The organism is Citrobacter sp. UYEF32, from assembly GCF_040546205.1.
Lineage (GTDB): Bacteria > Pseudomonadota > Gammaproteobacteria > Enterobacterales > Enterobacteriaceae > Phytobacter > Phytobacter diazotrophicus.
This window is the reverse complement of the sequence record NZ_JBEPNI010000010.1, coordinates 101,014-111,922: the sequence shown is the minus strand read 5'-3', so window position 1 is coordinate 111,922 and position 10,909 is coordinate 101,014. Positions and strand designations below refer to the sequence as shown.

Below are 10,909 nucleotides of genomic sequence, written 5' to 3'. Positions count from 1 at the left end.
TCCGCTATACCTTTTCCACATTCACCAGGAAGGCCTTAAACTCCGGCGTCTGGGTGTTTGCGTCACCGACAAACGGGGTAAGGGTGTTCGCGATAAAGCCTTTCTTCGCCACGCCTTCATAACCCCAGTGAATGGGAATACCGATGGTATCCACCTCTTTGCCGTGTACGTTCAGCGTGCGAATACGCTTGGTCACCACAGCCTTGGCTTTGATATAGCCGCGGTTGGAGGAGACTTTCACGGTATCGCCCTGGACGATCCCCAGCTTGCCCGCCAGCTTTTCACCGATTTCCACAAACTGCTCCGGCTGTGCGATCGCGTTCAGCAATGCGTGCTTGGTCCAGTAGTGGAAGTGTTCGGTCAGGCGGTAAGTGGTGCCGACATACGGGAATTTATCCGCTTTACCCATCGCGGCCATGTCGTCTTTAAAGACGCGCGCGGCCGGGTTAGAGACCACATTCGGGTGCAGCGGGTTAGTGCCCAGCGGTGTTTCAAACGGCTCGTAATGTTCCGGGAACGGCCCTTCCGCCATCTTATCGATAGCGAACAGGCGGCCCATCCCTTCCGGCTGCATGATAAACGGCCCCACATCGCTGCCCGGTGCTGCAGTGCTGTAGTCCGGGATATCCGCGCCGCCCCATTTCGCGCCGTCCCATTTCAGGATCTGGCGTTTCGGATCCCACGGTTTACCCTGCGGGTCAGCGGAGGCGCGGTTATACAGGATGCGACGGTTAAGCGGCCACGCCCATGCCCAGCCGAGCGTATTGCCAAGGCCTGACGGGTCGGCATTATCGCGTTTGGCCATCTGGTTGCCGTCCGGCGTCCAGCTACCGGCGAAAATCCAGCAGCCGCTGGAGGTGGTACCGTCGTCACGTAACTGGGCGAACGAACTGAGCTGCTGACCTTTTTTCACGAGGACCGTATTGGTAACCGGATCGATAATATCCGCCAGCGCCTTGCCGTTACTCTCCATTGCCACCTCTTCCGAAGCCGGTTCGTGTGGTGTGGAGTAGTTCCAGGTCATGCTTAGCACCTGTTCAGGGTTAGCACCGCCCTCTTCGGCGTACATTTTGCGCAGGCGCAGGAAGATGCCTGCCAGAATCTCACCGTCGGTGACCGCTTCCCCCGGTGCATCCTGACCTTTCCAGTGCCATTGCAGCCAGCGGCCGGAGTTCACGATGGAGCCGTTCTCTTCGGCAAAGCAGGTGCAGGGCAGGCGGAACACTTCGGTCTGGATTTTCGATGAATCAACATCGTTCGACTCGCCGTGGTTCTGCCAGAACGTGGAGGTTTCCGTGTTCAGCGGGTCGATGGTCACCAGGAATTTCAGTTTCGACAGTGCCGCCACAACTTTGTTTTTGTTCGGGAACGATGCGACCGGGTTGAAACCCTGGCAGATATAACCGTTCACCTGACCTTTAAACATCATGTCGAAATACTGCAGGACGTCGTAACTCTTATCCCACTTCGGCAGCAAGTCGAAGCCCCAACTGTTTTCTTTCGTCGCTTTTTCGCCATAGAAGGCTTTCATCATTGAGACGAAGAATTTCGAGTAGTTGCCCCAGTAGTTCACCTGACCCTGCAACAACGGTTTTGGCGTGTTTGCCGTCAGGTAGGTTTGCAGATCCGTCTGTTTCTCGCTTGGCAGCGTCATATAACCCGGCAGGCTTTGCGACAGCAGGCCTAAGTCGGTCAGCCCCTGAATATTGGAGTGGCCGCGCAGGGCGTTAACACCGCCGCCCGCCATCCCCATATTGCCGAGCAGCAATTGGATCATCGCCATGGTACGGATGTTCTGCGCACCAACAGAGTGTTGCGTCCAGCCCAGCGCGTACAGGAAGGACGCAGTTTTGTCGTGTGCACTCGTTTCCGCGATGTATTCACAGACTTTCAGGAAGTCCGCTTTTGGCGTACCGCAGATGTTTTCCACGACCTCTGGCGTATAGCGAGAAACGTGTTGTTTCAGTAAATTCCACACGCAGCGTGGATGGGTAAGGGTGGTATCGCGCTTAGCGAAGCCCTGTTCATCCAGCTCATAGTTCCAGCTTGAACGGTCATATTTGCGTTTTTCCGCGTCATAGCCGGTAAACAGGCCATCTTCGAAGCCGAAGTCCTCACGCACGATCAGGCTGGCGTTGGTGTAGGCTTCGGTGTATTCGCGGTTGTATTTTTCATTTGTCAGCAGATACAGCAGAACCCCGGAGAGGAAAGCGATATCCGTCCCGGAACGAATGGGCGTGTAAAAGTCCGCGACCGAAGCGGTACGCGTAAATCGAGGATCGATAACGATTAATTTGGCGCCATTATGGATTTTTGCTTCCATCGCCCAGCGGAATCCCACCGGATGCGCTTCAGCAGCGTTCCCTCCCATCACGATGATGAGATTGGCGTTTTTCATATCTACCCAGTGGTTGGTCATCGCACCGCGACCAAATGTTGGAGCAAGACTTGCTACCGTTGGTCCGTGTCAGACACGCGCCTGGTTATCCACGGCGAGCATGCCGAGGGCGCGGGTAAATTTCTGGGTTAAATAACCGGTTTCGTTACTGGATGCGGAGGCGCACAGCATACCGGTGGAGAGCCAACGGTTGACGGTGGTGCCTTCGGCGTTTTGCGCGATGTAGTTGGCATCGCGGTCTTTTTTGATCAGTTTTGCGATGCGATCAAACGCGTCATCCCAGGTGATTTGTTGCCATTTGTCGGAGCCTGGCGCACGGTATTCTGGATATTTCAGGCGGCTTTCTGAATGAATAAAATCCACCAGACCTGCACCTTTCGGGCAGAGCGCGCCACGGTTGACTGGGTGATCCGGGTCGCCTTCGATATGGAAAATAGATGCTTTGGCGTTTTTCGCGCCGTCGCCGAGGCTATACATTAAAAGCCCACAGCCGACAGAACAGTATGTGCAGGTATTTCGCGTTTCACGGGTGCGCAGTAATTTGTATTGCCGCGTCTCCGCCAGTGCTACGCTTGGGGCAAAGCCCAGCGCCGCTGCCGTTGTACCTGCCATACCGCCAGCGCAGATCTTAAAGAACTGCCTTCTGCTGACCTGCATGGTTTGCTCCTTGTTTCGACATTGTCACGAGGTTTTTTTTACTTTGCGGTCGTCGCCGCAAAGGTACAAAATTGCTGAAAATCCCCTGGCCCAAAAGGGGTATGACTCAGAATACCACATTGCGGTTACGCCTGTTTTAATTCGGTTAATACAACGTGAACAAAATCCATACTGAACAATACGAAGTTGCTACTCAGATCACAGGTTCCCGCCAGGTCGCACTCTGGAAGCGAGATGATCTGCAACATTCTCATCCCGATGTGTTAGCGGAGGAAGTGCCCGTTGCGCTGGTTTATAACGGCATTTCTCATGTGGTGATGATGGCCTCCCCCAAAGACCTGGAGTGGTTTGCCGTCGGTTTTTCCCTTTCCGAAGGGATTATCGAAACCCGCCAGGAAATTTTTGGTATGGAGGTGGTGCCGTCCTGCAATGGTCTGGAAGTGCAGATTGAGCTTTCCAGCCGTCGGTTTATAGGTCTAAAAGAGCGTCGTCGCGCGCTGGCCGGGCGGACAGGGTGTGGCGTGTGCGGCGTTGAGCAACTGAACGACATTGGCAAACCCGTCGCACCACTGCCGTTTACGCAGACATTTGATCTGGCAAATTTGGACCAGGCGCTGGCGCATCTCACCGATTTCCAGCCGATTGGCAAACTTACGGGCTGTACCCATGCGGCCGCCTGGATGCTACCTTCCGGGCAACTTGTGGGTGGGCATGAGGACGTGGGGCGTCACGTGGCGCTGGATAAGCTGCTTGGTCATCGCGCCCATGAAGGGGCGTCCTGGCAGACGGGAGCGGCGCTGGTCTCCAGCCGCGCGAGCTATGAAATGGTGCAGAAATCCGCCATGTGCGGCGTGGAAATTCTGTTTGCCGTTTCCGCTGCGACCACGTTGGCCGTTGAGGTTGCTGAGCGCTGCAACCTCACGCTGGTGGGTTTTTGCAAGCCGGGAAGGGCAACGATTTATACCCATCCGCAGCGTTTGATTGCGGGTTAAGATATAAATCAGTTTTTTTGAATGTTGAGAGCAAATTCTTCCGCTTTTTGTTGATGAGGTTCAGGTCTAGTATTTATTTCATCGAGGCACAACGCCTCACCTCAACAAACATTCAGAAGGGTTTATATCATGAAAAGCATCAAAACTTTTGTCGCAGTTATCGCTCTGGCTTCTTCTTTCGGTTCATTCGCTGCACAGACAGTGACCGCAACCTCCTCCACAATGGACGGTGCAGAAGCGAAAATCGCCGCTCAGGCTCAGCAGGCTGGTGCCTCTTCTTACCACATCACCGAAGCTTTCACCGGTGACCGCGTGCACATGACCGCAGAACTGACCAAATAAGCGTAACACTGTCGAAAGAGCGCCTACGGGCGCTTTTTTCGTTTCTGGTGTTTTATTGCACGTCAGGCATCAATTGTTTTCAACGTATTGATGATGTCAGGTTGTTGTTCGAGCAGGCGTAACATTTTTAACGCAATGCCCGAGGGAAACCTGCGTTGCTGCTCCCAACTGCGCACAAGATCCACGCTCAAACCAATTGTATTGGCAAATTCCGCTTGTTTCATTCCAGCGTTTTTACGAATTGCTTTCACGTCAGGTAATGGATGACGATGGACGTGCTCAGGCGCAGGAGTACGGCGGCCTTCCTCTATCTCGACCATCTCCTGTAAGCTGTTAACCAATTGGGTAAACAATGCTTTATCCATAAACCTCTCCTCTTAAGGTTAATGACAAATTGTTATGACCACTGCTGAGACAATGTTTTTAAAAGGATTTTCTCTGACTCAGTAAGGTCATCTTTGACATTTTTCGGGTAAATGAGAACCAGATAGACTCTACCGCTGGCGAGCTTGATGTAGTAAATCACTCTAACACCACCTCGTTTTCCCATGCCCTGCCGACTCCAGCGGATCTTTTTGCATCCGCCAGTGTGGCTGATAGTGTCGCCATATTCATGGTTGTCGAGTAGAAAGCTTTGCAGCTCCTGAAATTCATCATCATCCATAAGTGCCCGACGGGCCTTACTGAATGTCGGCGTCTCAATAAACTCCATGTACTCCATTTGTTGCCTCCCTGGCGCTCGCCCCTTTATTTTATTCGTACCGCGTACTAAAAACCATTTTTATTGGTACCTGGTACTTTTTTTGTAAACGCTGCTGCATATTTTCTGGTGTTACCCGCCCACCGCCATACCTCTCTTTAGCCGCCAGTACGAAACCAATGTACTCAGCATAAACGTGCCTTCCATGACTATCGCCATGGGTGAACCTGCCAGAACATTATTGATAAGCCAGCACAGGCTGCCGCCCAGGGTGATCAGCCGTAACCCCGCTGCCGTTGGCTGAAATGCGGCAATCGTCATGAGTAAACTGCCTGCTAGCGGGAAGATATCTGTCGGATGTTGCCAGGTCAGTCCGCTGCATAGCACCGACGCACAGAGAAATCCCCCTTTCACTCTTTGGCTTGTGGTGACGATTGCCAGCAGGTATCGGCTGGCGGCCAGCGCCATCAACCCACAGGCACTGCTTTCACCGAGCAACCAAAAATGGAACGCCAGCAGGCTGGTAGAACAGGCGAGCGTCAACAGAGAACACTGTCGACGGATAAACTGAAAGGCCAGCAAATCCAGGCCAAACGACAGGCCCGCCAGGATCTGTGAGAGGAAAAATGGGGTCATCGCATTGCCCGCAGAGAGAACGAGGGGGCAGCATAAGACGGGCGGGCGTGTCGGTCGTTAACCTTTGTTAAGACGTGCGCGAATTCGCGACAAACTCACCGGGGAGATGCCAATGTAACTGGCGAGATCTTTTTGCGTGAGCTGTTGCTCCCAGTCCGGAAAATTGGCCTGCACGTATTGCCAGCGCTGTTCGGGATTATTGAGCAAAAACATCTGCTCTTTCTTTTCTTTGTAGATCACCTGTTGGCTGAGCAGAGCCAACCGCGCAGTAAGGTGCTCGGGTTTATCGAGCAGACGCAGCGGGATTTCACAAAGCCTGCCTGGGGTCAGCATTTGCAGGCTGTAATCCGCCACCGATCCGGTAAGCCAGCTCAGGTAGAGAAAACAGCATTCACCGGCGAAATAGAACTCTTTCACTTTTTCCTGGCCCTGTGCGGAGTGATATACCGCCCGGGCAGTCCCTTCCTGTAACCAAAACAGACTGTGTTGTGGCTCCCCTTGCCGTTGCAGAGTCTCCATTGTCGACATGCTGCGCATGCGTCCAAATTGCTGCAAGGCGGTGAGCCAGTCTGTGGTCATTTTCCTCTCTCTTTTCATGTTCAGATAATTTGAAAGATAAATGCAAATCATTCCGCTGTCTGTTGATGGGGTTAAAGTCTATTATTTATTTCATCGAGGTGAAGCGCCTCATCCCAACAAACATTCAGAAGGGTTTATATCATGAAAAGCATCAAAACTTTTGTCGCAGTTATCGCTCTGGCTTCTTCTTTCGGTTCTTTTGCTGCTCAGACAGTAACCGCAACTGACTCTACACTGTCTGGTGCAGAAGCGAAAATTGCCGCTCAGGCACAACAGGCTGGCGCCTCTTCATACCAGATTACCGAAGCTTTCAGCGGTAACCAGGTTCATATGACCGCTGAACTGACAAAATAAGTTTTCCCGCATTGCCGCTGTCCCTGACTCTTCGGAGCGGGGACAGGTTATTTCCCTGCTGTTTTTGCTCTCCCTTTTCTGAATCTTCCTCCCGTATGCCTCTTTTACGTTAAAAAATGAGGTTGCAATCACAAAATTACCATCCTTCTAAAAGCCTTAATGGCAGCTTTATTTCTCCGAAATATTTCAAATCGCTTTCTTTTATAACTTAATGATTGGAAAGGAATTAATAAAAATACTGTGAGTTGAATCTCACTGTGTTTTTGTGATTAAAGTCGCAAATAAAAGCCATTTAACATATGTGTCAATGGTTGGTTGACGGAAAATTATCGATAAAATGTGACTTTCATTGCAAATATACCTCTTGAAGTCAGGGAAAAATATTCCCACGGGAAGTCAACGGGGAATTTGCGATGAGAATCGGTGTAGTCATTAGCGGTGGTGATGTATCGGGAATAAATAACTTTATTTTCCAGATCGCAAGACTGATGCAGGCAGACATTACTCTGTTCAATGGCGGAATACCTGGTTTACTTGAAAAGAAGCATAACGAAATCGCCTGGCGCGATTTGGTGGATTTCTCTATTGCCTCAATCCCCATTATTACCTCGGGTCGTACAACCCGAAAATTAGTACGAAGCGAATATGAAATAATTGCAAAAAAGTTAAGGTCGCTACGTATTGATGTACTGGTTATGGCGGGCGGTGATGGATCGCTGCAATTTTTGAATACGCTGAGCGAATTTGATGTGAATTGCTTTGGTGTCGGCATGACAATTGATAACGATGTCTATGGCAGTGATTATTCCATTGGATTTTCTACCGCCTGCGAACAAATTATTAAGGAAGTTTCCCGACTCAGGAATACCGGTCGGGCGTTACCCGGCCGTGTCTTTATGGTAGAGGTCCTGGGAGGATACTGTGGGGAGCTGACGCTGCAATCAGCGATAAAAAGCAATGCGGATATTGCCCTTATACCGGAGTGCCAGATCCCAATTGATGAGTTATCTCAACGCATTACAGACCGTCTTGCCAGCCAGAACAGTGTCGTTATTTTATGTTCAGAAGGTTATACCAGAGAGTACACGCCGGGCTTTCAGGGCGCTATCGACACCATGATCAAGCAGCTCGAACCGCGAATTGGCGTGCGTATTCGTAAAACGATTATTGGTTATGGTTTACGTAACGGTGACCCTACCTGCGAGGAGATTTATCAGGGCACTATCATGGCCAGTGAAGTGGTTCGTTGTATTCAATCTGGTATGAAGAATAAAGCCATTATTATCAATTCGAGTAATAAACCTATCCCTATTGATCTTATTAGTATGAAAAAACGTCTGGTAGACACAGAAGGACATCATTACAAACTGGCCAAACAACTCAATATTATTTGAGGAGATTTACATGCTTAAAGTTCTTTGCGTATGTGGCTGCGGCCTCGGCTCCAGCTTTGCGATCGAAATGAGCGCAAAAGCAGTGCTGAAAAAATTAGAAATTCCGGCAAAAGTTGAACACACAACCGTTTCTGAAGCTGGTGCATTTAAGTCCGATATGATTTTGACGCAAAAAGTCTTTGCCGACATTTTAACGGCGGATGCCAGTGAAGAAGAAATCAGCCGTGTCGTTGTACTTAATAAATTGACCGATAAAGAGGAAATCGAGCAGAAGATTATCGCATTCTTAAAAATGCATAACATGAAGGTAACTGACCATGAATAGCTTCATTGAATTTATCGTCAAAGATCTACTCGGGCAGGCGTCAATATTAATTGCCTTTATCGCCATGCTCGGTTTGATCTTACAAAAGAAATCACCGGGAAAAATTGCCGAGGGGACATTTAAAACGCTGCTCGGTTTCTTAATCATGATGGCCGGTATCAATATCATCGTCGCCACATTGACCTTCCTGAATGATATTTTCACCCACAGTTTTGGGATGAAAGGCTACATCACCGATGTGGCGGCCATCGCCGGGCTGGCGAACCGCGAACTGGGTTCAGAAGTGGCGCTGACGCTGATGGTCATTTTCGCAGTCAATATCATCATTGCCCGCCTGACACCGCTGAAATACATCTTCCTCACCGGACAAGCATTGCTATGGATGGCAACTATCGGGGCGGTTATTGGCTATAAAGCCGGTCTGACCGGGCTGCCGCTGATCCTCACGGGCGGTATTTTTGGCGGCGCGATGGCGGTACTGATGCCTGCGCTGGCACAACCGGTGGTCAGACGCATTACCGGTTCTGATGATGTGGCGCTGGGACACTTCTGTACCATCGGCTACCTGGTGCAGGCAGCAGTGGCGAAAGTGGTCGGTAAAGGCTCCCGCTCAACGGAAGATCTGCAACTGCCGGATAACTTTAAATTCCTGCAGGATACCTATCTGGCCATGGCGGTGGTGATGGTACCAATGTACCTGATCCCGGCCGTGGCTGCGGGGCCGGAATACATCTCTCAGTTCTCCCATGGCGTGAACTTCCTGATGTACGCCTTCATGCAATCCATCCAGTTTGTTGCCGGGGTATTCGTTCTTTACAGCGGTGTTCGTCTGCTGTTGAACGAACTGGTGCCCGCTTTCCGTGGTATCGCCATGCGCATCGTCCCGGACGCCAAACCGGCGCTCGATTGCCCGGTGCTGTTTCCCTACGCCCCGAACGCGGTCATTGTCGGTTTCCTGGCCACCACCGTCGGTTCGATTATTGGCATGTTGGTCTTTCCGATGTTTGGTCTGGCGATGATTCTGCCAGGACTGCTGACCAACTTCTTTGCGGGCGGCACGGCGGGCGTCTTTGGTAACGCACTGGGTGGCCGTCGTGGCGCGGTTATCGGCGGCGTTGTCCATGGTTTGTTTATTACCTTCCTGCCCGCCATCCTGGTGCCAATGCTGGAAAGTTACGGTTTCACCGGGGTGACGTTCAGTGACTCTGATGTCATCAGTTCTGGTCTGGTGCTGGGGCATGCCTTCCAGAATAACTGGCTGTTTGTCGGTCTGTTTATTGTCTTTGTCGCGTTCCTTGCCTGGTTCGTTAATGGCAACTCAGCTAAACCAAAAGGGGAGAAAGTTCATGAGTCTGCATAATTTCACTGCGTTGTTAGAAATTGCCAAAGCACGTCAATTTAAAGCTGTCGGTTCCTTTAATTTACACTGTCTGGAAATGCTGCCTGCTTTTTTTAAAGCGGCAAAGCAAACGAACAGCCCGTTAATGATTCAGATATCAACCGGAACGGCGCAATATCTGGGATATCAATTACTGGTTGATTCCGTGCGCTCATTATCAGCAAGTGAAAATGTGCCTACCTGTTTGCACCTGGATCACTGTTCGGATATTAACGCGATTCAAACGGCGATTGATGCCGGATTCAGTTCAATAATGTATGACGGTTCGCATCTGGATATTGATGAGAATATTGCCAGGACCCGTATTGTGGTGGAGATGGCGCGACCACGTGATATTTCGGTCGAAGCCGAATTAGGCGCAATTGGCGGTTCGGAAGACGGTAAAGCCGTTGCCGAAGAGGATATCTGCTTCACCACCGTGGAAGACGCGAAGCGTTTTGTCGAGGAAACCCACGTGGACATGCTGGCGGTTTCGGTCGGCACGGTGCATGGGCTATATACCGGTAAGGCGCAGATCCAGCATCAGCGTTTGCAGGAGATAAGCGCCGCCACAGGGACGCCGCTGGTGCTGCATGGCGGGACCGGTGTGAGCGACGAGGATATGCGCAAAGCCGTAACCGAAGGGATCAATAAAGTGAATGTCGGCACGGAGATGAATGTGCAGTGGGTTGGCCAGTGCAAATCGACCTTTGAAAAAGGAAAGGTGAATGACAGCGTGCGGAAGTTTTTGATTCCGGCAAACGACGCCGTCACCCAGGTGCTGGTCGAGAAAATGAATTTATTTAAATAATCCTCCATTACCACGTTAATTTTATTCCATAACCCTGGTGCTCCGGCACACGTCGGGGCGGGAGTGAGCCATGTTTGAATCATTGAAGTCGTTGTGGAAAAAAGATGATACGACGCTGGAAGAATATGACAAGCAGGCACAATTGCTGGCTGTCGATATAAAATCACTCGAAGGTAATCTGGCGGAGGATCCGCGAAATAGCGATGTCCAAAAACAATTAATGCTGCTATATAACCGGGCATTAAATGTCTTTGTTAAAAGTAAACAATATCGCCATGAAGTGGATTCTCTCTTTATTCGTATCGACGAGTTGCGCAATATTATTCGGCGTAATATTTAGGGA

Annotated in this window: 13 protein-coding genes; 8 read left to right on the top strand and 5 right to left on the bottom strand. The window is 50.7% G+C overall.

What is annotated here, in order from left to right:
* Positions 1–4: 4 nt before the first annotated feature.
* Positions 5–3,055: a formate dehydrogenase-N subunit alpha gene (gene fdnG, locus ABIB59_RS23930; protein WP_155525427.1), complete on the bottom strand. Its 3,051-nt coding sequence runs from the start codon at positions 3,053–3,055 to the stop codon at positions 5–7.
* Between the two features lie 155 nt (positions 3,056–3,210).
* Between fdnG and fdhD the strand changes: the two genes are divergently transcribed.
* Together fdhD and ABIB59_RS23920 are read left to right on the top strand one after the other, a co-directional pair.
* Entirely contained in the window at positions 3,211–4,047 is an 837-nt protein-coding gene (gene fdhD / locus ABIB59_RS23925) for a formate dehydrogenase accessory sulfurtransferase FdhD (RefSeq protein WP_354037285.1), read from the top strand.
* Between the two features lie 129 nt (positions 4,048–4,176).
* Positions 4,177–4,389, top strand: coding sequence for a YdgH/BhsA/McbA-like domain containing protein (locus ABIB59_RS23920; protein WP_039077357.1), 213 nt, complete (start codon positions 4,177–4,179; stop codon positions 4,387–4,389).
* A 62-nt stretch (positions 4,390–4,451) separates the two neighbouring features.
* On the opposite strand, the gene nadS is transcribed toward ABIB59_RS23920, so the two are convergent.
* The 4 genes from nadS to ABIB59_RS23900 form a co-directional block, all read right to left on the bottom strand.
* Positions 4,452–4,754, bottom strand: coding sequence for a NadS family protein (gene nadS / locus ABIB59_RS23915; RefSeq protein ID WP_107223617.1), 303 nt, complete (start codon positions 4,752–4,754; stop codon positions 4,452–4,454).
* A 32-nt stretch (positions 4,755–4,786) separates the two neighbouring features.
* Complete coding sequence (locus tag ABIB59_RS23910) at positions 4,787–5,110, bottom strand: type II toxin-antitoxin system RelE/ParE family toxin (RefSeq protein ID WP_039077355.1); 324 nt, start codon at positions 5,108–5,110, stop codon at positions 4,787–4,789.
* 111 nt (positions 5,111–5,221) lie between these two features.
* On the bottom strand, positions 5,222–5,725 hold the full coding sequence (locus ABIB59_RS23905; protein ID WP_107223616.1) for a YgjV family protein: 504 nt from the start codon (positions 5,723–5,725) through the stop codon (positions 5,222–5,224).
* A gap of 57 nt (positions 5,726–5,782) precedes the next feature.
* Positions 5,783–6,304, bottom strand: coding sequence for a Crp/Fnr family transcriptional regulator (locus ABIB59_RS23900; protein WP_107223615.1), 522 nt, complete (start codon positions 6,302–6,304; stop codon positions 5,783–5,785).
* 141 nt (positions 6,305–6,445) lie between these two features.
* On the opposite strand from ABIB59_RS23900, the gene ABIB59_RS23895 reads away from it, so the two are divergent.
* The 6 genes from ABIB59_RS23895 to ABIB59_RS23870 all read left to right on the top strand — a co-directional run bounded on the left by ABIB59_RS23895 (position 6,446) and on the right by ABIB59_RS23870 (position 10,906).
* Positions 6,446–6,658 carry a YdgH/BhsA/McbA-like domain containing protein gene (locus ABIB59_RS23895; RefSeq protein ID WP_039077353.1) on the top strand — a complete coding sequence of 71 codons (213 nt, stop codon included), beginning with the start codon at positions 6,446–6,448 and terminating at the stop codon, positions 6,656–6,658.
* Positions 6,659–7,071: 413 nt separating this feature from the next.
* Positions 7,072–8,052, top strand: coding sequence for a 6-phosphofructokinase (locus ABIB59_RS23890; RefSeq protein ID WP_039077352.1), 981 nt, complete (start codon positions 7,072–7,074; stop codon positions 8,050–8,052).
* 10 nt (positions 8,053–8,062) lie between these two features.
* The gene (locus ABIB59_RS23885; RefSeq protein ID WP_071194780.1) at positions 8,063–8,377 is read left to right on the top strand and encodes a PTS sugar transporter subunit IIB; all 315 of its coding nucleotides are present in this window, start codon (positions 8,063–8,065) and stop codon (positions 8,375–8,377) included.
* On the top strand, positions 8,370–9,737 hold the full coding sequence (locus ABIB59_RS23880; RefSeq protein ID WP_354037281.1) for a PTS sugar transporter subunit IIC: 1,368 nt from the start codon (positions 8,370–8,372) through the stop codon (positions 9,735–9,737). The genes ABIB59_RS23885 and ABIB59_RS23880 overlap by 8 nt, the downstream gene beginning before the upstream one ends.
* Complete coding sequence (locus ABIB59_RS23875) at positions 9,724–10,566, top strand: class II fructose-bisphosphate aldolase (protein ID WP_039077349.1); 843 nt, start codon at positions 9,724–9,726, stop codon at positions 10,564–10,566. Before ABIB59_RS23880 ends, ABIB59_RS23875 begins: the two co-directional genes overlap by 14 nt.
* 70 nt (positions 10,567–10,636) lie before the next feature.
* On the top strand, positions 10,637–10,906 hold the full coding sequence (locus tag ABIB59_RS23870) for a hypothetical protein (RefSeq protein ID WP_039077348.1): 270 nt from the start codon (positions 10,637–10,639) through the stop codon (positions 10,904–10,906).
* The last annotated feature ends 3 nt before the right edge of the window (positions 10,907–10,909 follow it).